Origin of the sequence: Caballeronia sp. dw_276 (assembly GCF_018449635.1) — a bacterium.
Classification (GTDB): domain Bacteria; phylum Pseudomonadota; class Gammaproteobacteria; order Burkholderiales; family Burkholderiaceae; genus Caballeronia.
This window is the reverse complement of the sequence record NZ_JAAVUV010000019.1, coordinates 24,586-47,338: the sequence shown is the minus strand read 5'-3', so window position 1 is coordinate 47,338 and position 22,753 is coordinate 24,586. Positions and strand designations below refer to the sequence as shown.

The window sequence follows — 22,753 nt, the reverse complement described above, 5'->3', positions numbered from 1 at the left end:
CAAATGTCATGTATTTCGCGGCAGACTCCGCCCGATCGCGTCCAGCAAAGCGTTTAGTGTCACCGGCTTGCCAATGTGTGCGTTAAACCCCGCGTCCATGGCACGAGCAATGTCCTGCTCGCGCCCGAAACCAGTGAGCGCAACAGCTGGCAACCGCGCCGTGCGAGGAGCTTTGCGCAACTCCGCAATCAGTTCGTATCCGTTCATGGTCGGCATCCCAATGTCAGATAGGACAAGATCGAAATCACTTGTTGAGGCGGCCGCCAAGGCCAACTCGGCACTGTCGACCGCATGAACCTGCGCGCCCTCAAGCTCGAGAAGTGTCTGAAATGCTTCCAGCCCATCCAACGCATCATCAACGAGGAGTATCCGCAGTCCGTTCAATATGCGTGGATCGATCGGTTCACTGGAGCGTCTTTCGTAAAACGAGTAAAAATGCTCGGGTAGCCACAGCCGAAATTGCGCGCCCAGCCCGAGTCCAGCCGATTCGGCCTCGATACGGCCACCGTGCATTTCCGCCAATTGCTTGACCAGGGACAGTCCAATCCCAAGTCCGCCCCGGTCACGTCGTCCCCCGCCTTCGGCCTGGCTGAACATATCGAATACCTTTGGCAGAAATTCCGGAGCGATGCCGCGACCGGTGTCAGCGACTTCGACGCAGGCAAACCCATCTTCGCGTGAAAGCGAGACATCCACGCGCCCGCCGCGTGGCGTAAATTTCAGCGCGTTACGCACTACGTTCCACAGCATCTGTTCAAAACGCACTGCATCAGCCTGAACAACCAGCGAGGCGTCGATGCCAGATACCGACAGACTAATACCGTTTGACGTCGCATCTTCGAGACTTGCATCGACCACCGCGCGAAGTACGGCTGCGAGATCAACCGGTTCGAACTGCAGGGCTAGCTTGCCCGTACGCACGCGCGAAAGATCAAGTAGATCATCAATAATTTTCGCCTGCGAAATTACAGATCGCTGAATCGCCTCGGCCGCTTCCTGTACCGGAACGATCTCCTTCGCTATGGGCAGCCGTGTCAAGAGTTCAGCTTTGACGTGAATTAGGTTGAGAGGATTCTTGAGTTCGTGCGATAACACCGCAAAGAACTCATCTTTAAGCCGGTTGGACTCTTCCGCCTGTGTACGAATCGCGCGCTCCAGCGTCAGTTGCAACTGCTGCTGATTCTCTGCTCCCTTTTTGTCGGTATCGTCACGCGCGATCTTCGCGTAGCCTTTAAAGCTGTCGGTATCAATTGGCGTGACCACGCCCCTGCAATAAATTTGCATGCCGTCCTTACGCATGTGCCAGCGATCATCGTCCGCTCGCCCCGCAGCAGTGGCCTGCTGCCGCTCCATCAGTGGAATGCCCGCAGCCCGCTCGTCCGGAATAAAAATGAGATCGATCGGCTGACCGACGGCCTCACTCGCCGAGTACCCAAAAACACGCTCGGCACCTTGGTTCCACGTAACGATCACCCCTTCCGGGTCTTGGACAATAATCGCGTAATCGTTAGTGGCTTGGGCCGCCAACTTCAAGCGGTCCTCGCTTGCGCGTGCCTCGTTTTGGGCCTGCCGAAGGGCGGTAATATCGATGAGAGTCAGCACTGCGCCATCAATGCGGTCGTCAGCGGTCCTGTATGGCAACAGTCGAGCCAATAGCCAACGGCCCTCATTTGTTTGCACCTCCCGCTCAATGAGTTTCAGGTCCTCGAAGGAGCTTGTCGCGTCAGCGGTGAGTTGCGGATATTTGAGGTGGTGAGTCAGGTCTGAAAGCGGCCGCCCGATGTCTGAATCGATGATATTGAACAGCGAAACGACGGATGGCGAGTAGCGCTTGATGCGCATGTCGCGATCGAGAAATATGGTCGCGATCCCAGTGCCCGCAAGCAGATTTTCGAGATCGTCGTTCGCCTTGGTCGTCTCTTCCACTTTTGACAACAACTCACCGTTGACTGTCGTGAGCTCCTCGTTGACGGACTGAAGCTCTTCCTTGCCGGTCTCAAGTTCTTCGCTGGCCGAGCGCATCTCCTCGACGATCGCCTGCAACTCTTCATTGGACGCTTTAAGCTCCTCGTTCGACATACTCGACTGTTCGATGCTGGCCTGGAGTTGTTCCTTGGTCAGGTGTAACTCACCCTCTAGTCGCGTAACCAGAGGATCAAGCGAATCTACGCCGCCATCGGCCGAAGCGAGCGCAGCCGGCTGTTGCGATTCGGTGAGTGTAATGAGCACAACATCCATGTCGTCAGCATTGTTTTGGTAGGGGCGCACTGCAATGTCGACATAGGAATGGGTTTCGCCGCGAGAAAAACGTACGTGTCGGACGTCAACGTTCTGCCCCTGTCGAAGCGCTTGAAACATTGCGGCACGCAACTCGACGCGTAAATCCGGGTTGATTAGCGTAAGTAGGTGTTGCGTCGGTTCACCGCCAACATATCTGAGGAAACGACCCGCCTGATCGGACATGTGAACGATCTGCGCATCCCGATCGACGATTACATATGGCGGGGCGTGATGTTCCAGCACGCGTTGATGAAGCCCTGTTGTCGGTGACCGCGTACGCATGGGGGTAGGCGGTCCGACGCTTAATTGAGCAGTCGAACCAAACTGCGTGACGACGGGAGGCAAGGCCCGCATCGACTGCCTTGTTGTGAGTACCCTCGCTCGGTAGATGCGGTTTTTCTTGTCCACGGATGCAAACAAGTCATCGGCAATCTCAGCCGACTCCGCGCTGCCCAAGAACAGGTAGCCGCCAGGTCGTAGGGAAAAGTGAAACGTCTGCAAAATTTGGCGCTGCACAGTTCGATCGAGATAGATCAGAAGGTTTCGGCACGAGATCAGATCAAGCTGCGAGAACGGCGGATCGCGCAAAATATTGTGGGATGCAAAAAGCACTTTATCTCGCAACGCCTTGGCGATCACATACCGCCCGCGCGTTTTCGCGAAAAACCGATGAAGTCGTGTCGGCGGCACGTCTGTCAGTATCGCCTCCGGGTAAGCCGCTGATCGAGCAAACTGAATCGCTCTTTCATCGATGTCGGTCGCGAAAAGTTGTAGGCCTGGCGTGAACTGAGGGTCGGTAACGCCTTCGCTAAGTATCATGCCCAGGGAATAGACTTCTTCACCCGTTGAGCAGCCCACCACCCAGGCGCGAACTTTTTCTTCGACAGACCGGCTGGTTAGTAGCTTCGGCACGACTTCGCGCTCAAGCGCTTCAAATGCTTCGCGATCCCGAAAGAAATTGGTGACCCCAATCAAAAGATCTTTGAGCAACGCGGTGCTTTCGTCGCGTTGCGTGTCGAGAAAACGCAGATACGTTGGCAGGTCAGCGATTGCGTTGACCTGCAAACGCCGCTCGATACGTCGCAGAATGGTAGCGCGCTTGTAGTGGTGAAAATCGTGTCCGGTGCGGGCCTGCAGTGTTTTGAGAATGCCTGAAAGTGCTTTCTCTGCAGCTTCACTGTGCGCTTGTGCGACGCCAGAAGGTTGTCCATCCCGGGCCTTTGGAATCGCAATGACACTGGCGTTGCGCCAGAGTTCTATCAACTTTTGCGGCATATCAACTACCGGCAAGACGATATCCACCATGCCGGTCGCCAGTGCGCTTCGTGGCATCTCGTCGTATTCGGCGTCCTCCGGGCTTTGCGCGATGGTCACGCCCGCGCATTCCTTAATACGGCTGATCCCAACTGCTCCGTCGCTACCGGTACCCGAGAGAACGATGCTAATCGCTCGCATCCCGTGAGCTTCCGCCAAACTGCGAAAAAACAAGTCGATCGCTTCCGGGCGGCCGTGCGGGCGCTCTGCGTGCGTGACATGAAGCGAGCCGTCGATCATTGATAGATTACTCACGGGCGAAATCAGGTAGACGCAGTTTTTCTCGATTGCCGTGGGTGCGGTGACCTGCATGACGCGCATTTTTGTTACGCGTTGAAGAATCTCATCAGCGCGGCTCTCGAACTTCGGGGATAAATGCAGCACGATTACGAACGCCATACCCACGTCGCACGGCATATTTTCAAACAAGCGAAGTAAAGCCTGTATGCCGCCCGACGATGCGCCAATTCCGACCACCGGAAATCCTAAGGTGGAGGCGCTTTCAGGCGCGGCGCTTCGTAGGTTGGGAAGCCCTTCTGTCGGGCGAGGATCTGTCATAGGGGAGCGCGCGCTCCAGATCGCGCAGACTAGCGGGAACGTCCTAGCTTTTATTGAACTGTTGTTGAGCTTAAGGTCGTCACAGTATCTACTGACCTCACCGCGTAATCTGCTATCGACAATCGGGGTTCCAAAAATTGCACGGCACACCCTATTGTCCCGAGAAAGGATGGCGCAATTTTTATGCCGGGCCCGCCCACCGCTGCAAACAGCAATTCAACTGGTGAACTTAAAGGTCTATAGGGCCAGAAACCTGCCATCGCGCATGCTTGCCCAGAACCGCGGGTGAGATTCGGGCATCGCGGCGAAAGAGAACGCCGATAACTTTCGCGCCCCTGAATTCGGTTGGTTGCGATCTAAGCATGAGCCGCGAAAGGCCGAAAATGGCTGACAGGGACAGCAGTGCGGTAGACCGGCCGATGCAGCATTCATTGGGCGCACGGATGACAAAAAGCCCAAACCCCTGCTGAAACTTCTGCTACAGCAAAACGAAGGATGCCCGATCCAGAGTCGATCTCAAAGATCCGCGCCGGATGCCGTTGCTTTGGATACTGCGAAGGGGCAAGTCAATTGTCGGTTCGGACCAGCTCCTCCAATGGAAACTCCATGGATTAAGCCCGGGACGCTTATTTGCTGCCGGCGACAACACCTATGGCTTCCCAAGACTCCATCTTCGCGATTTGTTGACGGTGAAACCGCATTGCCGACGGTGTTAGCTAAGACTACGATGTCCTATCATGGCCGCATACGGCCCAAGGAGTTTGTCTCCTACAACAGCGCTTAGCGATTGGCGTTCTGCCATCCCGGCGCGTCATCGACGCGATCGCTCGGACCGTTCTCAATGAAATCATCCTCGAAGCTCTGTCCGACTAACCGATCATAGTCCGCCGACTGGCTATCGACGATGGCTCGGAACATTTGAATCAATGCATTGCCGTCCTGTAAATGCGCGACAACAACGCGAGCAGTGCGCAGGGAAACAGATTCACGCACGGGTGGCGCAGCACTTCCGTCGTGAAGTTCGAAAGCAAATCGATGAACCTCTTCATGCCCTTCGGGCAACTGGGAATGGCCCCAAATTGTTGCTTTCATCTTTGTGCATCCAGGATTGTTTGTGAGAAGTGTGCAATGTAGGTGCCGCAAGGCGCTACCGCACGTCGGCGCGCAGTCGCATCGACACGCGGGGGACGTGACGGTCCGATCGTGCAAACCATTTCCGAAGCAACTTTACTGCCACGGTTAAAAATAACCTGATAGTCAGTCCTCGACCCAATGCGGACTTACCGATGGTCATCATGCGAATGATGGCTTCTGGAGGGCGAGCCGCCATTGATGCGAAGGGCCATTGCCAGCTCCCCACCATTGCCGCATCCGGGGATTGCAGGAACCAGCGCTCGGTCGGCCGTGGCTTGGTGACCGGTGATCACTGAAGCCCTTTTGCGATCAATACCCGAACATCGCGGCTTTGCCGCAGCCGTAATTCGAATCGCTTCGGAGCGTCTACGCGGGGAACGTACCGCCGTTATCGTTGCCGAGAACCGTGGCAGGTAACGAACGGCACGCGGCCGCCAAGGGAAGCGTCGGTCGTCAGTGGCGTTCGAATGTGCTGAAAACCGCGATCGGGCTCCGTCAGGAACGGCCTACCGACAGCAATATGGGTAGGGCGCTGGCATTTCCGAGATGAGCGGACACATCACAGGTTTCGCGATTAGATGCCGGTGTAAAAAAACGTCGAGGGGGCCGGTTGCTTGCCCGGCGAGCTGCTAATCTTTGACATCTGAGCGACGGCTACCAAGGGATGGAAGCGTCGGTCATTGGCGATGAAACGTGGATACAGATCGAGGCTTTGCCGCCGCAACGAAACCACGGCGCAAGAAGAATCTACGGCGCCTTCTCGTATCGGATTGGGCGGCGCCAGCCGCAACCAGTTGAAAGGGGAATCGAATGCCGAACAAACGAGGATTCCACACGCGGGCCATCCACGTCGGTTACGAGCCTGATGAAGCGCTCGGCGCATTGACCCCGCCGATTCATATGTCATCGACATTCACTTTTGGCTCCGCAGAGGATGCCTCAGCCACCTTCGCCGGCGATCGAAAGCAGTATGTGTATGGTCGCGTTCACAATCCGACCCAGGCCCTGCTGGAGGCGCGGCTGGCGGACTTGGAGGGCGGCACCTCGGCGCTTGCGACGGCATCAGGCATGGGGGCGATCGGCTGCGTGATATGGTCGATCCTCAAACCCAACGACCGCGTAGTGGTTCATCGCCGCTTGTATGGGAACACTTTTACGCTGTTCCGCCATGAGCTACCTTCGTGGAACGTAGATGTGACGTTCGCCGACCTGAGCGACCCGGCGCAGACCGAGGCGGCGATCCGCCCCGGGACACAGCTCGTTTTTTTCGAAACGCCGGCCAACCCATCTCTCGAGTTGATCGACATCGCGGCAGTGAGTGCAATCGCGCGGCAAGCTGGTGCGCTGACGGTCGTGGACAATACCTTTTGTACGCCTTACCTTCAAAGGCCGCTCGAGCTGGGGGCGGACTTGGTCGTGCACAGCATGACGAAATACCTGTGCGGGCACGGCGACGTAGTGGCCGGCGCGGTGATCGGCGCAGAAGAAATCATCAAAACGGTGCGGATGAATGGACTACGCTTTATTACAGGCGCCACAATCTCGCCGATTGCGGCTTTCCTGGTTCTCCGCGGCCTGAAGACCCTTGGGCTCCGCATGGAGCGCCATTCGCACAGTGCCTTGCGTATCTCACGTCTGCTTGAACGCCACCCAAAGGTCGCGCGCGTCTTTTACCCGGGCCTGCAGTCGCATCCGCAGTTCCAGCTTGCTAAGTCGTCTCTGCCAATGTTCGGCGGTTTGATCTCGCTGGAGTTGAAAGGGGGGGCTGTCAGTGCCAGGCGAATGATGAATAATGTTCGACTGACGCGCATTGCCGTAAGCTTGGGCGATGCGGAGACCCTGATTCAACATCCGGTCAGTATGACCCATTCCGCCTATGGCGCCGAGGATCTGGCTCGGTTCGGCATCTCCTCAGGCCTGGTTCGCATTTCCGTCGGGCTGGAGGACGTCGAAGACATTGAGCAGGACTTGCTGTCTGCTCTGGACGCCGCGTAACGCTCACGAGCCAGGCACGACGCCTACTCTGAGATTTAACTGCCAACTGATGCGCATCCGGTCACCCGAGGTAAGCCAAAGCTTTTGTAGCTCGCTCGCGATCAGGTCCAGCGGCGAATGACCGTGTCTTCTCTGGTAAGAAGCACAAGCGGACCAGCTACCTAAATAGCCCATGAAGCTGACGAGGGGCCACTCTGCGACAATGACGAAATCGGGCGTGATTGTGTCGACAAGCGGAAGTTCGTGAGCAAAAACATCATCGTGCAGCGCCGCCGCTGCCCAATGGCCAGCGAGGACTTCGTCGTGAAACGCATCGATGATGCCGTCGAGCGCCGGCGTTATCCGGCACCTACGATAGTTCCAGACCGCCAGCTTGCCACTCGGCCGCAGCACGCGCGCCACCTCTCGCCCAAACCGGCCCAGATCAAACCAGTGCAGCGCCTCTCCCACAGTGACAAGGTCCACCGACGACGCGGGCAAGAAGCAGCTTTCGGCCGCGCCCACGTGATAGCCGATCTTCGGGTTCGCAAACGCTAACCTGATCTGCTCGGCGCTGATGTCGGTGGCGACCACTTGCTGAAAGTGATCGGCCAGGCCAACCGCAGCCTGCCCGTTTCCCGCGCCGCAATCCCAAGCGCGTTCGTGCGCCGGCGCGACGGATGCCAGATAAGCGAACAACCCTGCCGGATAATGAGGGCGAAATTGTCGATACTGTTGCGCAATCGGCGAAAACCAATCTTGGCTTGGTGTTGTCATTGCTGGTGTCTGCCGTTCGAGCCAGCTACTTCGAGATCGCCGTATCCGCATGCACAGGTTGCAGCAGAATGGTCCGGCGCTTGCACGCGGGGTCGAGAGTTCCCCCGATTGATTTGTGGAAGTAGATATACATGATCTCTTCGTGCAACTCTTCGCCCTTCCACGTCGGGGCGAACGACCTGCCGTCCGGCGATCTTGACATCAGGTCCCGTTTAACGAGCTCGGCGAATACGTTGGCGTAAGGCTCGTCGTTCAACAAGTCGACCCCGAACAGCTCCCTGTATTCATCCAGAATGATCGGCTGGTTTGCCTTGAACGCGAAACTCAATCGCGTGCCGATCGCGACGTTTCCTTCGAGGATGCGCCCGTAGGCTAGTGGCGGCACTGTGGGATTGCCTTCCATGTGCGCAACGTACTTGTTTATGTCGGTGATGTTGTGTGTCTGTAGGAACGAGGGTTGGTTTCCCGACAACCAGCCGTATGCGCCCGGGCCGAAGGCAAGCATCGAATTATATTTCTCCCATTTGTCCTTCGAGACACGCGGAATATTCCCGTCGGGGTAAGTTGTAGCCTTATTCCACCATCCGCACGGGCTGGGGTGGTAGCCGTTGGCGCGCAGTATCCCAGTGGCCGCATCGCGCATCTGATACGTCGCGGAAATCGAAGGAAACATTCCGCTTTCGGTTAAGCGATGCTTGTGTTTTTCCGAGTTCCACACAGATGCGTTACCAATCCCCATTTTCTCGCGCTCGACGTTGCGGAGCCTGTATAGGGTAAGACAAGGGACCCCGAACTCCACAAGCGTGCGGATGTCCCGCTCAAAGCTTTCTGCGGTCTGGTAGGGCAAGCCGAACATCATATCGACACTGAACGGCCTTCCGGTCTTCAACAACACTTGGATTGCACGCAGGGCTTCCTCGGGGGAGTGGCCGCGGTTGGAAAAGGCGTTGACTTCCTGCTGCAGGCTCTGTACGCCGACGCTGAACCGATTGAAGCCGAGCTCGAGCGCAAGCTCGATACTCTCCTCGGTGAAGTTTTCCGGGTTCCCTTCCAGGCTGCGCTCGCAGTCCTCAGTGACATTGAAATTCCCATTGAGATGTGTAATCAACCTGCGAAATGCCAGTTCGTTGTTGAGCAAGAGAGCGCCGGTGCCCCCGCCGATATAGAACGAGCGAATCAGCGCATCGCGGAGCCAAGGCACCTGATCGAGGTAGAGCTGAGTTTCTCGAATGAGTAGGTCGGCCCAATGCATGAGCTCTTCCGCCTTGTTGTTGGCCCGTATTTTACGTTTGACGTAATTGCAGAAATGGCAAATGTAATCGCACAAGGGCAGGTGAAAGTAAAAGTGAGCGTCGCGGCCTGCACCATCGAAGACCCTGTATGCCGCAAACAACTGCTCGGCATCGATGATCGCTCCTTGGTTGGCGGTGACGTTGATGTTGTAGTCGTTGACAGGAATGTTCAGCTCGGGATTTGCTTCGAGCAGTTCGTCCAGCACGGCTTTTCGCGGTGAAGTCATTTTTGCCCCTTTTCATCGGAATCGGCGAACGACCATCGGTTCCTTTCCAGCGTTGGTTAGTAGTAGTTGCGCATGACTTCATGGGTCCAATCCGGCTGCAATACCTCTCCGCGCGGACCGAATTCGGCGAAGTATGGCTTGATGTCAATTAGCGGGGAGTCGTCGATCGCATCCAGTCCTTCTACGGTCAGGATCATTCCCTCGCGGGAAAGAAGCCGGCAGCGCGACAGCCCGATCCGGTTGGGGCGCGCTTTCGGCCGCTGTGCAAAGATGCCGACTTTCGGCAGGAAAGTCAGGTTGCGTGGGTGCCGGGCGCCAACGGGGAGGCTGGAAGGGTCTACCCGGTTCATCACGTAGATCACCTCCAAGTGCGAGAATTCTTCAATTCCCTGCAAGGATTCGGGTAAGTACTGCTCCGAATCGATCACCAGTTGCGAAACTACACCGCGCCAGTGGTCGTCCTGAGGGGACGCGATGGCGTTGTGTACGGTCCCGATTGGCATGAGAATCAATGGCTCCATTTGTCCTCACTCCCATAGCGTACCGCGCACGAACAGTCTGCCTTTAAGGACCGGGTCCACGACAATGTAAATTGAATCGACAGGCACCTCGAGGTGTCCGGCCATCGTTTCCGCCAAACCCTGAATCAGCGAGCGGACTTGGATATCGCTGTAATCGGACTTGCAGCGCACCTTGACGATCGGACCGGCGCGGGCCGGATCGCCTGACCAGTTCGGGCGAAAATGGTGGCTCTGCGCGATGGGATGCCACAGCAACCAGACGCGATCGTCGGGTAACCCGAGGATTTCCCGCACCTGGATTGCAAGCGACGGCAGCAGTCGCGGCGGTGGATCTTTCAGCGGAGAGAAGATGTCGATGATTGGCATGCTGGCGACCATGAAGGCAGACTAAGCGAAACCAGCGACGGGCAGCAGAAAAGATACGAGCGCATTGAGCGGATCGTCGCACCCCGGGTCGACACGGCTCAACGTGTGTCCGCAGCCTTTCAGGATGTGACAGCTCACATGCTGCGAACGACGGACTACCAATCTCTCCCGTGACCGCTGCCCGTACACTACCGGGCGCTGAAATCGGACATATTCGGACTGCGGTTCAAGGTATCCGACGCAATCGTTTTCTCCGTACACGAGGTGAATCTTGCGCACGCTGTCAACAACTATCACAGGCGCTTCCACCACAGTGCCGATCAAGACAACAGTGCCAGGGGCGGGCCGGCCCTCGGGGCCGGCCAATTGCCGCAACATGACCTGACCGCCGAGCGAGAGTGCGACGACCGAATAATCGTAGTGGAATGGCAGGAAGGCGGGCTCGTCCAGCAGGCAGCGAAGGCGCAATAGGCGGTCTTCAACTGCCTTTTCTGTCGAATCGGGTTCACTACGATCTCGCTCGGGCAAATCAATCTCGAACGTTGTGATTCCGCGCTCGCACAAGGCATAGTGCAACGCCTGGTACAGCTTGGATTCATCCTCGTCTTCGTCGAAGCGAGCCACCCGTCCCGAGTTGATCAGGACGCAGGCCGATCCGCGCGAGTTAGCTGGGCGGTAGATACGCAGCCGCGCCTGCTCATCGTTGTGCGCGGCAAGGAAGCAGATTTCTTCGGTCATGGTGACGTCGAGTTCTCGGAACTAGAAGGGGCTCCCGTGCTGGACGAGAGCCCCTTGCCGTCTTACTGCGCGGCCGAAGCGGCCCCTACCATGGCGAGCGACACGCCGTCCGCCGTCGGCTTGAGCACGAGCGAGTGCCGACTATCGGGCTGCTTGAGCGCTGAGGCGGCGCCCACCATGGCCAAGGTCACGCCGTCGCTCGCCAGGTCGAGGTGGATGCGAGTGAACTTGTTCCCCGGCGAGGCCGCCACCTCCAAGCCTTCCAGCGGTATGCTTCCCTTCGAGATGTTGGTTACCATAGCTTCTCCTGTTAAAGTTGAAGAAATCAAAGCACAGCGGCAAATTGACGCTGCTCCGGATTAACGAGCAGTCCTAGCCATTAGCTGCAGCTTGAACCCCTGAGTTTTCCTTGTAGACCAATACTCGTTCGCCCGGAGCATGAAGATCCTCAAATATTCCGTCGCGCCACACTCGTGGGCAGCGCCAGTGACGTTCATCGACAAGGGTGGGCACTTGAACTGGCACCAGATATCGTTCTGGTGCACGGCGCAGGTTTTGCAGCGGTCAAAGTCATCGAAGACAATGTTGCGGAAGTCGGTGAAACCTTCTTCCCATACTTCCTTGAACGAGCGCTCAACGATATTGCCGGCCTTGTAGGCGTTGTTGCTCATGCAGTTGCTGCAAGGGTAGACGTCGCCGCTGCTGTTCACGTATGCCACCGAGCGCCCGCATTTTTCCTGCCCGGTTGCTCGTTCCAGTTGCTGGCAAAATTTGATCGTTTCAACTCCGGCGATAGCCGGGCGGGGGCGGTCGGGCGACTGTGACGCATCGGACCGCTCGTCAACGTCGTTCATACTCTGCTGGTAGCGGTCCATGCAGCGCGTATAGACGGCAAAAACTTCGTCGATTTGGTCGGGCGTCAGCAGGATGTGCGGGTGCAGTAGAGCCCGACCGATCGGGTGCGTTTCGAGCCATTGGGGACGGGGATAGTTGTTATCAATGCACCATCCGAAGATTTCCTCGACGTCGCCGATGTTGTAGCGATGGACCGATACCGCAGTCCGCACGACGTGACCGTGTTGCTTGATCAATTCAAAGCATTTTCTCAGCTTGGGGAAGTCCATCCGGCCGCGGATCGTCCGCTCCGGCACCGCTGTGTCAAAGCTGACGAAAAACGACTGACCGGGCGGGATGCGGCGCAGCTTTTCCTCGGTGATCAGGAGGCCGTTGCTGAATATCTGGGTACTGAAGGGTTTCGTGCGGGCGTACCTAATAATGTCCACGGCATCGTGGTGTGCGAAGAGCTCACCGCCGGTGAGGAAAACCTGTAAAACTCCCATTTCGGCGAACTCGTCCAGGAGCCGCAGGATGCAATTCGTCGACATTTCCGAGTCGCGCCGCTCGCCTGATGATGCATAGCAGTGCGTGCACCTAAGATTGCAGAGATTTGTGGTTTCGATGAAGGCGATCGCTGGGGCCGAGAGGTGGAATTGCCTTAGGTCAACCAGCGGCGAGTCGATTATGAAATCTTCCAGATCGAGCCCTTCAGCCTGGGACAACCTCTGGTTGTATGCATCGATGGCAGGTTTTGCGGCGGGGTGCAGGAAGCGAACGCGACCATCGGGGAGCAGGGCGACCAGGCCGGTGGCGTTTTCCTGATAAGGTACAGCGCGTGACATCATGCGTTCCCTTCATAAGGTGAACTACAAAATGCTGCGACCAGAAACCAGGAACGACTGAACCAGGGCGCGGAAAAATCGGCAGCTCGTCATCTGTTCTATCGACAGGGGCCTTGGCTGCACGTTTGTCACTGCATAGCTACTTTCAGCTAGTCAACTTGCCGTCTTAACAGTGAGGCCGCGGAACCGTACTATGAGCGTTGTCCTAGCGTCACGCCGTAAGGGCACGCAGGAGTTGGGCAGCGTGCATTTGGGTTGGTGTCGGGCCAGTCAAACTAGCTGCAAGGGTTAGAGTAGAAATCGTTAAGCGAAAATTCAAGGAAAGAATGAAAACTTTTTTAAGCGATCGCTCGAAAGCCGATAATAGCATCGCCCCGATACACGACAATCGTCTTCATCATCTCATCAACTTCCCTCGCTCTCCACTGCGACTACGTTCGCGCAGATGGCCGATGCGCGCTGGCGTGAATCACGTCGCAGCGGTAGCGTTCGCTGTTACAGCGAATCAACCGTCGAAATCAGATAATCATCTTACCGTTCGCAACTGGCTTACTCGCAGCCGTCGCGCGACCGACTGCAATGTGTCCGGAGCCTGGGGCGAAGCCGACGTTCAAACGCTCGTGTGAAAGGATGGGCGAACGTCCGTAGGTGGCCGGTCTCTGCCTGACGGCGAATGGCGCTACCCGACCCAAAGCAGACCGTCGCGGTTTCCGATAGCGGCCACTCTACGGCATTCAGCAGAGACAAAACCCAGATTCCGGATGGGCGAAAAGTTGTTCGTCCGAGTTTGCGTGGAGGGTCCTCTGGCATGGTTATACTCGGTGCGCTACGGGCCCGCTGAGCGGTTCACCCATATCCATTCTCCACCCGTGCCACCGAGGAACCACAAAAGCATGCAAGAGACGTCTCTCTCTTTCGTTGGGCGTGTCAGGGGTAGTCTCGCAGACCTTCCGGCCAAAGAGCGCCGTCTCGCCGATTTCGTACTCGACTTTCCGGGCGATCTCGCCAGTTACACGGCCAGTGAACTGGCCGCGCTTGCAGACGTCTCGAATGCAACGGTCAGCCGGTTTATCCGTCGCCTGGGTTATGAGAGCTATGACGAGGCGCGCCGGCACGTGCGTGATGAGAAAGAGGCGGGCTCACCGCTCTTCTTGTCGGCGGCCAACCCGGTCGCTGAAACTACCTCGCTGGACAATCACCTGCGGCAGAGTCAGGCCAATCTGAGCGCGACTTTCGCTGCGATTTCAGGCGAGCAGGTCGCTGAAATTGCTGAAGGCATCGCGGGCGCCCGTCGAGTACTGGTCTTGGGGTATCGAAGCAACCACGCTTTTGCCGCTTACTTTCGCTGGCAGATTATCCAGGTAGCAGAAAACACGCTTGCGATCCCTGGCGCTGGCGAAACCATCGGCGAGTATCTGGCCGGCATCGAGGCAGACGATTTTATCGTTGCATTTGGCGTGCGGCGCCGCGTTCGTCAACTCGCCGACGTCATTTCCTTTGGCGGCAGGACCGGTGCGAAAGTGCTTTATATAACCGACCGCAACTCGCCGGCCCATCCTGATGCTACGTGGACGATTCAATGCGAGACGGCCGGCCCTGGCCCTCTCGACAACCACGTGGCGGTCATGGCGCTGTGCGACGTGCTGGCGTCCCAGGTGATGCATCTGAAGGGACTGGCGGGCCGAAAACGGCTCGCGGCTATCGAGGTTGCACACGACGCGATCGACGAAATGGCCCAACGTCATCGGTGAGCAGTCAGTGAAATATGAAAATCGGTTTTCATTTCTAAACTCGGCGACTCGCAAAAATGCGTAGCGTGTTCGATGCGCTGAAAAGGTGCGTGTAGTTTCACTAACCCGTTGTTTGTGCGACTTTTTCGGGAAATTCAGCACCAGCAGACAGAACGCAGGCACCGCCGGAAGGCATTTTGAAAAAGAAAAAGATTTTTCTTTTCCTTTGAAAAATGAAAAGTTACATTCGTCTCCACTGACGGCGATCCACGGTGGCCCGCCCAGTCTTCCGGGAGCAACGCAATGGCCGGCCCGCACTTTGTCCCAGCATCAAAAAGCCCCCCCCAAACCGCACAGCTAGACGACGCGCTGAACACGATCGGTTTTACCCCGGCGCATCGGACAATCCTGCTGTTGATCATCCTCGGCGGTCTGTTCGATGCCTTCGAACAGAATTCAATCGGCATTGTCGGGCCGATCCTGCGCCAAAGCTGGGGGCTGACTGCAACCCAGATCGGCCTGCTCAACACAGCGACGTTTTCGCTCGCGGCACTCGGCCGGTTGCTGTCGGGACTGATCGGCGACCGGTACGGGCGTCGCGTGATGCTCGTGACCGACCTGATGCTGTTCACGCTTGGCGCGATCATCTGCGCGCTGGCGCCGAACTTCACGGTGTTGATGATCGGCCGGGCAATCGTCGGCTTTGGACTTGGCGGCGAAATCTCGATTGCAGTCACGATGCTGGCGGAGTTCTGCTCCGCACGCTCGCGAGGCACGGTGGTCGGCTTGCTGAATGTCGGCGCAGGCGGGCTGGGTAATTTCCTTGCACCTGCGTTCGGCCTGCTTGTGTTTTCCATCTTCTCAGGCCCGGACAGATGGCGCTGGCTGTTTGCCTGCCTGGTGTTGCCGGCGCTGCTGGGTGTCTTTTATCGGCGCATCGTGCCCGAAACGCCACGCTTCCTGCTCTCGCGCGGCGACGTTGCGCAGACCAATCTGGTCCTCACCAAACTCGCGGCAGGCAAGCTGAGTGGCACGCCCGATGTGATTCATTCCTATGTGTCACCGACCGAGACGCGCGCGCCGCTTCGAAGCCCGTTTCAGTTTGCCGAGATTTTCAGCGCCGCTCTTGTCAAACGCACGACCGTGGCAGCTTTTGCTGTGTGGATGACCTACGGGGCGCAGATCTCGGTGCTGACACTCATGCCGACTATATTGGTCGCACAGGGCTACACGATCACAAAGAGCCTGGCGTTCACGATGGTCATGCAGGGTGGAAGTCTGCTCGGAGCGATCACGGCTTCGATATTTGGCTACAAGCTCCCGCGCAAGACCGTGCTTTTCTTCGGCTCGATCCTCGCATGTGTGGCAGCACTCTCGTTTGGCTTCCTTGCTCACACGGTCTTTTTGATCATGCTGTGCGGTGCCGCGTTCCAGTTCTTCGTGCTGCTGCTCAACACCACCATCTGGATCTACGCTCCGGAACTCTATCCGACGCGGGTCCGGGCTTTTGGTACCGCCTTCATCCTCGCGACCGGAACACTGGCAGGCGCCATCATGCCGCTCGTTTCAGGTCGGCTATTCGATATCTACGGCATTGTCGGCGTGTTTGGCCTGATTGCGGTGATGTACACGATCTTCGCCGTGTGCTCGCTGCTCGGGCCAGAAACCTTCGGCAAGTCGCTCGAGAACGTGAGCACAACCGTAGATGAAGGCCTTCATGCCGGCAGTGCAGCCACGCCGCTGTCCTGACGGGACGCCTGACCTGATCTCCGCTCAACTCATACCGCCGATCCGACATGACCCACATTCTCTTGTTGAACCCAAACACATCGGTCGATACCACCGCGATGATGGTGGATATCGCCCGGTCGTATGTGCCGGAGTACATGGTCGTGATCGGGGTCACCGCTGAGTCCGGCGTCCCGATGATCACGACCGAGGCGGAACTGGACGCTGCGGCGCAGGAGGTCGTCGCGTGCTGGCAGCGTCAGCGCGAGCAGCCGGCGGGGATGATCGTGAGTGCGTTCGGCGACCCTGGGCTCGGCCAGTTGCGAGCGATGACGGACGTGCCCATCGTCGGCCTGTGCGAAGCGGCCATGCTCGAAGCATCGGAGGAAGGACGTCGTTTTGGCGTGGCGACCGTGACACCGGACCTCGTTACGCCTATTGACCAACGTGCATTCAGTCTTCAACTAAGCGATCAGTACACCGGCATTCGACTGACGCTGGGAAACCCGCGAGAACTGGCGAACGATCCACAGAAACTGATCGAAGCGCTGGCCGTCGCGATCGAGCAGTCAATCGCTATTGATGGCGCAGAGGCGGTGATCATTGGCGGCGGCCCGTTGGGTCAGGCGGCATCGGCGCTGACTGGCCGTTTTTCCGTACCCATCATCGCGCCTGTGCCCGCTGCCACCCGGCAGTTGATGCGCCTGCTGTAGATATCTAGCAACCAGCGGTACGACCCGAGGCGGAAATGCATCGCCGGTGGTTTGGCGCGTGCCTTCCAGCTGGACTGGCGAACACCTGTTAGTTCGGCATACGTAGTAATGACCACTCAATTTAATTCTTCATAAACCCGTTCAGGAACGAATAGCCCTCGTTAAACGGATAGCTGACCGGGTTCGATCGCACATCGTCAAATAAAAGGTGAATCATGAAAAAGGCTATTTATGCACTTGCTGTCAGCGTCTTCATTCCCGGTGTCAGCTTTGCGCAGAGCAGCGTAACGTTGTACGGAGCGATCGATAACGGATTTACTTTCGTCAACAACGCGGGCGGAAAATCACTCCTAAAGGCAGCTAGCGGTGCAGATATCGGAAGCCGATGGGGTTTGCTGGGCACTGAAGACCTCGGCGGTGGGCTTAAATCCATATTCCGCCTTGAAAACGGCTTCAACTCGTTCAATGGTGCGCTGGGGCAAGGTGGACTGCTATTTGGGCGCCAGGCTTACGTGGGCCTCTCGTCACCGGATACATGGGGTACCGTCACAGCTGGTCGTCAGTACGATCTGATTGTCGACTATATTGGGCCGGCGACGCTTAACTTGCAAAACTGGGGCGCCTATGCATCGCATGCCAACGATATCGACAATACCAACGACGCATTTCGCGTCAACAACTCGGTCAAGTACAAAAGCCCGACGTATGCCGGCCTGACCTTCAGTGCGATGTATGCGTTCGGCGGAGTCGCTGGTTCTTTCGGGCGCAACAGCACGACCGCTGCGGGTGCGAGTTACATCAACGGCAATCTATATATCGCTGCGGCGTACTTTTTGGCGAAAAATCCTGGCACGCAGTTCACCGATGGCAATTTTGTAGCAAACCATTCGACAAATGCCGGTGTGTTTGGGTACGTCGGCCAGCCCGCGAGCGAGCAGATCGCAGGCGTAGGCGGGACGTACAAGCTGGGCGCGGCGACTCTTGGCCTGAACTTCACAAATACCCGCTTTGATCAGGCAAACGGAACGACCAGTTCAGTCTGGTTCGACAGCTACGAAGCCTGGATGCAATACAACATCACGCCTGCGTTACTGGTGGGCGGAGGCTACAACTTCGTCAATGGGAAGGTGAACTACAGCGGGCAGGAACCGAAATATCACCAGGTCGACGTCGTTGCAAGCTATGCGTTGTCCAAGCGCACGGATATCGCGGCGCAGGCAACGTATCAGCGGGCGGCGGGCGGTGCCTATGCAGACATCGACAGCGCAGTGGTCGGCGCGCAATCAAGCAATCATGGACAGTTGGCGCTGCACGCTGGCCTTCGCGTTAAATTCTAAGGCCGGTGCTGGCGGCAAGCACATCTTCGGACCTGCTTTAGCTTCGGTGGTGCTTCCGTTTATGCGGCGAGAGTATCGATGGTCGCGGCGACGGGAACATCATCGTTTCGTCGCCGCAAAACTGGCGCGCAAACACAATTGACGACAATCTGTCCGGTAGCCTCGAATGACCGCTTGTGGCCGAAAAGAGCCGGTGGCAAGCGGCGCAAAATAGGCCGTATACGTCCACGTAGACGCGCACCACGCCAAAAAGAAACGAATCTCCGGTCGAACGGCGCATGGCTCGACTATCTCGGTAGACCCAAAAAAGCCCCGCTTGCGCGAGGCCTAAAGATCCTGGCCGAGGGGCGCAGAACCTGAGCGAAGCTCAGGCTAGCATTGATTGCCCACTCGAATGGAGCTGGAATCCGACACTTCTCGATCTAAAACCGTCCAATGTCGTTCAACGACCTACGCTCAACTCATCGCCCACGCAGTCAAATAGTAGGTGCGGACGGATCCGGAAGCTCTCGGTCGGATTCCAAAATGGGCGCGGGCCCGGACAGAGGACGAACCGCAGGGATTGGCTTGCCAGGCGTCGGTCGAGGCGGAGTAGCGCGCAAGCGTGAACAATCTTGGGCTCGTGTCTCGACCGCTGTCGCACGATCGGCTATCAGCTCGACCCGTCGGGCTTGCATAATGTCGTTAAGAGATCTCTCCGAGAACTCGACGTACAAGCCCGCTTCAGCCGCGACAATTGCGGCTTCCCGTTGCATGCGCGCCGGGCCTTGCAGCCTAAGCACGGGGCCAAATTTGGCTTGCGCGAGGCGCAGCGCTGCTTCAATCGCGGTACGATCCGTTTGGAGCACACGTACCGCGCGACCGTGATCGCGGACAACGCTGCGTCCATCGTGCCGGTAGGTCACATTCCCATCTCGATGCACTTCATAGCTCAGCTGCGGTACCCGATAGATGATCTGGTTGCCGAAGCCCGATTTGCTCGAATCCGCTTCGCCGACTTCGCGGGGTTTGTCGTCTGCTGCATCCGCATTTCGTCTCAAGTTCAATGGCTCGGAGTCAGCCGGCATGATCCAGTTCTCTTCGGGTTTCGGCTCGTCCGGTGTCGTCGGCCGCATCCTGCGCAACTCAACCAGGGCGCGGGCGTCGCCGGCTTGCGCGCGTGCCTGCAAGAATTCGCCGAACGACGCGCCGTGCCCCTGACCGTATTTGGCTTTCAATGCATGGCGCTCGAGGAGGATTTGAGCACGAAGGGTCTGCTCCGCGTCGGCTTTCGTCATTCGCGCGATCGACACCAAGGCGCGCTGGCCTGACGGGCGCAGCCCGGGATGAGCGCGTGCCATGTCGCGAGCGACAATGAACGTTTGCTTGATGTCAGCGCGTCGCGATCGTTCGCTTATCTGCTGCGTTGCCACTGCGTCCTGGCGCGTGCTCCTTAGAGCGTCACGCTCGGTCGTGTACTCACGCCAGAGTTCGGCGCGGGGAAGCTCGCGGGACACGGGGAGGGCAGCGCCCGAGATCTGGCGCTGATACGAACTACGGAGGATTGCGGATGCGTCGCGCCAAGGTAGATGCAGTTCCTTGGTCAAAAAATCAGAGACATTTAAGTGCCGTGCGCCGGCGCGGATCCGGCTCGCGCCATCGCGGCCAATCGCGATCGCGTATTTCTCTGGCTGCACGCCATGGGAGTGCGAGAGCTCGGCGAGCAATCGACACGGATCCAGGTGCGCACGAATCACCGAATACTCGTCGCCGAAGGAACGCTGCTCGCGGCGTTCGCGCTCGTCGTGCATGCGCTGCGAAAGTACGCTGTCGGCACGACGGCCGGTCGCACTTATGCCTGCTCGCTCGCGATGGCGATTCCGTCGCACGCTATCCGGTGATACGGCGCGTTCGTGCTCCAGCTCGTGAAGTGCATGATTCGGCACCAGCACTGCACGTCGTGGGGCGAAGCGGTCCACAGGGACGCCGGACATACCTCGCATACTGTTGCCGGCCGGGGACGGCGCTCTTTGGGAATCTGGGAGAGCGCCATGCTGCCGGCGTTCGGAAGCAGCGCCGCCGGGTCCGCTTGGGATGTCGCGCCCGGCATCGGGCGGGAGGCCGCCTTGGCTTCCTTGCCCGGGTCCGCGTGGGTATCGGGGTTCGAGCCCGGGATGGAACCCGGGTTGGAATCGGCTACCGAACCGGGGATCGAGCCAAGCATCGACTCGTGACCCAACTCCGGCTCGATTGTCGAATTCATGTAGTCGTCCATCGCCGCGAACACGTCCGTCTCTGGCGCCGGCCTCTCCGAGCCCTCTCGCGTTGTCTGGTGTGTCTCCTCTAGATGCCCCGTTTCGCGAGGTGCCTGAGTGTCCGATTGATGGTCGTGCTGATCCTGACTCATGATGGTTCTCTAAGTGTTTTAAATAGAAAGCGTCGCGTCGTGCATGAAGCTCGGCTATACGTTCGTTGAGGGATGCGGCTTGGTACGCGGGGAAGCTTTTGGTGTTGCCGTTATTCAGGTACTTCACTTCGAGCGCCCGGGTTTGCTCCCATTGCGCCAAAGCGTCGAGATAGCGTGCGTGCGTCTCGCGAGGCTTGCCGACCGCGTCATAGGTCACGGAAACGTCGGCCGAGAGCTGGAGCAGTTTTTCCCGCGTGGGCAGTTCGACGAACGCGCGCGAAAATACCTGCTCCTTGAGGTTTACGCCCTTGGGCGCATCGTGCGGCTTTAAGTTTGCGTATTCGTTGTCACGCCCTCCGTTACGAAGCCGTGCCTCGCCATGCTCGGCCAGCAGCGCCAAAAAAGCGTCATAGCGCTCGATCTTCCGATCAAGCAGGGCATTCAGCACTGTCTCTTTGATATCGCGACTTGCTGGCTTAAAAAGATCGCCCTTGTACCGACTGATCATTTCAGACTCACTGGTGAACCCCGCACGCCGATGGTCCTTGGGACTAGCTAAACCGTACTTTGCGTTCACGTGTTCCTGAAACGCCTCGATAAACTGGATGTTCGATTTGTAGAAGCCAAGCGGCTCAAGGTGGCCGCCCGAGATCAAATTAAGCTTTGGAATCACGATATGAATGTGCGGCTTGCGTTCGACCAACTTGCCGGCATCATCGAGGTAGCTCTTAACCTTTGGAAGGTGCGCTTCCGCGTAGAAATTGAATTCTTCGGGAAGATACGCGACGCCAACAAACTTCCGAAAATCCTCCGTGATCGCCTCGAGCGGTTCGCGGCTCACTGAATCTTCCTTAAAACTCATCGTGATCGACAAATACCGATCGACGTGGGGCGCGACGTCGATGGACTGGATGATCGAATTCGTGAGTTCCAGGTCGCCCGCAAGGATCACACGCTCGTCCAGCTCGTCGCGCTCCAGATCGCGCCCGAGCTTGCGGCCTTTCTCGAGGTATTCCTTTACACCGTCGTGCCGTCCTTTCGCTCTAAGCAACATTTTGGAGGTGTGCCTTCAAGAGCAATTCGATACTTTCCAACGCGTCCAACGCGGCGAGATAGGTGCTTTCTGTCGCACTGTTATCCAAACGGGCTGCATTCAAGACGTGTGCGATCTGATTAAGGTTGTTGCCCGCTTTGTTTACGACAAACGTCACGCGCTTACGGTCGACGTTCGTCGTCTGGCGAGCGACGACACGGGTCCTGTTGGTCAACACACATTCGCGGAAGAATGCGGCCTGCGTAAGGCCCGATTGGCGGACCTTCTCAAGGAATGCTTCGCGGTCAGCGCGCGCTAACCTAAAGGCGATCGGCTTATCGAACTTCGATTCCTTGGCCGGTCGGCCACGTCTGGAAGCAGAAAGTTTTTCTTCTGGCATCAGACCCTCCCCATATTCACTTCGCGAATTCCCTTGGCATCGCGCCGCGCGATTGCAGCGAGGTTCATCCATTCGCGCAGTGCCTCCACATCCGGTATGCCGCGCAATGTCCATCGCGGATGATTCACATCACTGCTTTCGACAATGAGCGTGCCGAAACCCAGCAGCCGCTCCCACCAACGGCTCAGGCACTCGACGTTCTGTACCCGGTACAACTCAACGCTCGCCACACGCCGACTTACAATGCCGTACCGCATGGTCATGCGAACGGTATCAATCACGATCTGTGTTTGCGCTGTGCTGGCCGCACGCATCCCAACAGCGATCGCTATTCCAACAGTTCCCGCGATCATCGTAAAAAGCGGAACGAGCGTGGACCACGCTGCGAACCTCCATACGATTCCCAAACCCACGATCAGGGCCAATGTGCACTTCAAATAGAATGGCAGATTAATGGCCCAGCTTGGCGAGCCATGAAACTGGACCACGACGGGCTGATCTGTAGATGAAGGGTTCGCAACGGCGCGAACCTTTGAGGCAGCAACCTTTTCGGTTCTATCGATCAT

At 57.6% G+C, this 22,753-nt stretch carries 17 protein-coding genes; 5 read left to right on the top strand and 12 right to left on the bottom strand.

Annotated elements, in window-relative coordinates:
* Window positions 1-6 precede the first annotated feature (6 nt).
* The gene (locus HB633_RS29150; protein WP_213781597.1) at window positions 7-4,152 is read right to left on the bottom strand and encodes a CheR family methyltransferase; all 4,146 of its coding nucleotides are present in this window, start codon (window positions 4,150-4,152) and stop codon (window positions 7-9) included.
* A 780-nt stretch (window positions 4,153-4,932) separates the two neighbouring features.
* Window positions 4,933-5,244 carry a hypothetical protein gene (locus HB633_RS29145; RefSeq protein WP_213781596.1) on the bottom strand — a complete coding sequence of 104 codons (312 nt, stop codon included), beginning with the start codon at window positions 5,242-5,244 and terminating at the stop codon, window positions 4,933-4,935.
* 852 nt (window positions 5,245-6,096) lie between these two features.
* Between HB633_RS29145 and HB633_RS29140 the strand changes: the two genes are divergently transcribed.
* A complete protein-coding gene (locus HB633_RS29140) occupies window positions 6,097-7,281 on the top strand; it encodes an aminotransferase class I/II-fold pyridoxal phosphate-dependent enzyme (RefSeq protein ID WP_213781595.1) in 1,185 nt (394 codons plus the stop codon).
* 3 nt (window positions 7,282-7,284) lie between these two features.
* On the opposite strand, the gene HB633_RS29135 is transcribed toward HB633_RS29140, so the two are convergent.
* From HB633_RS29135 to HB633_RS29105, 7 genes are all read right to left on the bottom strand, one after another.
* Window positions 7,285-8,037 carry a class I SAM-dependent methyltransferase gene (locus HB633_RS29135; RefSeq protein WP_213781594.1) on the bottom strand — a complete coding sequence of 251 codons (753 nt, stop codon included), beginning with the start codon at window positions 8,035-8,037 and terminating at the stop codon, window positions 7,285-7,287.
* A 25-nt stretch (window positions 8,038-8,062) separates the two neighbouring features.
* The gene (locus HB633_RS29130) at window positions 8,063-9,556 is read right to left on the bottom strand and encodes a radical SAM protein (protein WP_213781593.1); all 1,494 of its coding nucleotides are present in this window, start codon (window positions 9,554-9,556) and stop codon (window positions 8,063-8,065) included.
* 56 nt (window positions 9,557-9,612) lie between these two features.
* Window positions 9,613-10,077: an SAM-dependent methyltransferase gene (locus HB633_RS29125; RefSeq protein ID WP_255581267.1), complete on the bottom strand. Its 465-nt coding sequence runs from the start codon at window positions 10,075-10,077 to the stop codon at window positions 9,613-9,615.
* A 6-nt stretch (window positions 10,078-10,083) separates the two neighbouring features.
* Window positions 10,084-10,443: a hypothetical protein gene (locus tag HB633_RS29120; RefSeq protein WP_213781592.1), complete on the bottom strand. Its 360-nt coding sequence runs from the start codon at window positions 10,441-10,443 to the stop codon at window positions 10,084-10,086.
* Between the two features lie 21 nt (window positions 10,444-10,464).
* Window positions 10,465-11,181 carry a hypothetical protein gene (locus HB633_RS29115; protein ID WP_213781591.1) on the bottom strand — a complete coding sequence of 239 codons (717 nt, stop codon included), beginning with the start codon at window positions 11,179-11,181 and terminating at the stop codon, window positions 10,465-10,467.
* Between the two features lie 62 nt (window positions 11,182-11,243).
* Window positions 11,244-11,480: a hypothetical protein gene (locus HB633_RS29110; protein ID WP_213781590.1), complete on the bottom strand. Its 237-nt coding sequence runs from the start codon at window positions 11,478-11,480 to the stop codon at window positions 11,244-11,246.
* Between the two features lie 60 nt (window positions 11,481-11,540).
* Complete coding sequence (locus HB633_RS29105) at window positions 11,541-12,863, bottom strand: radical SAM protein (protein WP_213781589.1); 1,323 nt, start codon at window positions 12,861-12,863, stop codon at window positions 11,541-11,543.
* 890 nt (window positions 12,864-13,753) lie between these two features.
* On the opposite strand from HB633_RS29105, the gene HB633_RS29100 reads away from it, so the two are divergent.
* The 4 genes from HB633_RS29100 to HB633_RS29085 all read left to right on the top strand — a co-directional run bounded on the left by HB633_RS29100 (window position 13,754) and on the right by HB633_RS29085 (window position 18,368).
* On the top strand, window positions 13,754-14,611 hold the full coding sequence (locus HB633_RS29100; RefSeq protein ID WP_213781634.1) for a MurR/RpiR family transcriptional regulator: 858 nt from the start codon (window positions 13,754-13,756) through the stop codon (window positions 14,609-14,611).
* Window positions 14,612-14,893: 282 nt separating this feature from the next.
* The gene (locus tag HB633_RS29095) at window positions 14,894-16,339 is read left to right on the top strand and encodes an MFS transporter (protein ID WP_213781588.1); all 1,446 of its coding nucleotides are present in this window, start codon (window positions 14,894-14,896) and stop codon (window positions 16,337-16,339) included.
* A gap of 47 nt (window positions 16,340-16,386) precedes the next feature.
* Window positions 16,387-17,031 (top strand): aspartate/glutamate racemase family protein, encoded by a 645-nt coding sequence (locus HB633_RS29090; RefSeq protein ID WP_213781587.1) that lies wholly within the window; start codon window positions 16,387-16,389, stop codon window positions 17,029-17,031.
* Window positions 17,032-17,246: 215 nt separating this feature from the next.
* Complete coding sequence (locus tag HB633_RS29085; protein ID WP_213781586.1) at window positions 17,247-18,368, top strand: porin; 1,122 nt, start codon at window positions 17,247-17,249, stop codon at window positions 18,366-18,368.
* 476 nt (window positions 18,369-18,844) lie between these two features.
* Here the strand turns inward: HB633_RS29085 and HB633_RS29080 are convergent, their stop codons facing one another.
* From HB633_RS29080 to HB633_RS29070, 3 genes are read right to left on the bottom strand one after another with little or no spacing between them, the layout of a single operon-like run.
* Entirely contained in the window at window positions 18,845-21,808 is a 2,964-nt protein-coding gene (locus tag HB633_RS29080; protein ID WP_213781585.1) for an LPD7 domain-containing protein, read from the bottom strand.
* Window positions 21,798-22,187 (bottom strand): plasmid mobilization relaxosome protein MobC, encoded by a 390-nt coding sequence (gene mobC, locus HB633_RS29075; protein WP_213781584.1) that lies wholly within the window; start codon window positions 22,185-22,187, stop codon window positions 21,798-21,800. Before mobC ends, HB633_RS29080 begins: the two co-directional genes overlap by 11 nt.
* On the bottom strand, window positions 22,187-22,753 hold the full coding sequence (locus HB633_RS29070; RefSeq protein ID WP_213781583.1) for a PH domain-containing protein: 567 nt from the start codon (window positions 22,751-22,753) through the stop codon (window positions 22,187-22,189). Before HB633_RS29070 ends, mobC begins: the two co-directional genes overlap by 1 nt.

Coding starts and splice junctions, on each gene's coding strand:
- HB633_RS29150 (WP_213781597.1), bottom strand. CDS start 4,152: ATGACAGATCCTCGCCCGACAGAAGGGCTTCCCAACCTACGAAGCGCC.
- HB633_RS29145 (WP_213781596.1), bottom strand. CDS start 5,244: ATGAAAGCAACAATTTGGGGCCATTCCCAGTTGCCCGAAGGGCATGAA.
- HB633_RS29140 (WP_213781595.1), top strand. CDS start 6,097: ATGCCGAACAAACGAGGATTCCACACGCGGGCCATCCACGTCGGTTAC.
- HB633_RS29135 (WP_213781594.1), bottom strand. CDS start 8,037: ATGACAACACCAAGCCAAGATTGGTTTTCGCCGATTGCGCAACAGTAT.
- HB633_RS29130 (WP_213781593.1), bottom strand. CDS start 9,556: ATGACTTCACCGCGAAAAGCCGTGCTGGACGAACTGCTCGAAGCAAAT.
- HB633_RS29125 (WP_255581267.1), bottom strand. CDS start 10,077: ATGGAGCCATTGATTCTCATGCCAATCGGGACCGTACACAACGCCATC.
- HB633_RS29120 (WP_213781592.1), bottom strand. CDS start 10,443: ATGCCAATCATCGACATCTTCTCTCCGCTGAAAGATCCACCGCCGCGA.
- HB633_RS29115 (WP_213781591.1), bottom strand. CDS start 11,181: ATGACCGAAGAAATCTGCTTCCTTGCCGCGCACAACGATGAGCAGGCG.
- HB633_RS29110 (WP_213781590.1), bottom strand. CDS start 11,480: ATGGTAACCAACATCTCGAAGGGAAGCATACCGCTGGAAGGCTTGGAG.
- HB633_RS29105 (WP_213781589.1), bottom strand. CDS start 12,863: ATGATGTCACGCGCTGTACCTTATCAGGAAAACGCCACCGGCCTGGTC.
- HB633_RS29100 (WP_213781634.1), top strand. CDS start 13,754: ATGCAAGAGACGTCTCTCTCTTTCGTTGGGCGTGTCAGGGGTAGTCTC.
- HB633_RS29095 (WP_213781588.1), top strand. CDS start 14,894: ATGGCCGGCCCGCACTTTGTCCCAGCATCAAAAAGCCCCCCCCAAACC.
- HB633_RS29090 (WP_213781587.1), top strand. CDS start 16,387: ATGACCCACATTCTCTTGTTGAACCCAAACACATCGGTCGATACCACC.
- HB633_RS29085 (WP_213781586.1), top strand. CDS start 17,247: ATGAAAAAGGCTATTTATGCACTTGCTGTCAGCGTCTTCATTCCCGGT.
- HB633_RS29080 (WP_213781585.1), bottom strand. CDS start 21,808: ATGTTGCTTAGAGCGAAAGGACGGCACGACGGTGTAAAGGAATACCTC.
- mobC (WP_213781584.1), bottom strand. CDS start 22,187: ATGCCAGAAGAAAAACTTTCTGCTTCCAGACGTGGCCGACCGGCCAAG.
- HB633_RS29070 (WP_213781583.1), bottom strand. CDS start 22,753: ATGATCGATAGAACCGAAAAGGTTGCTGCCTCAAAGGTTCGCGCCGTT.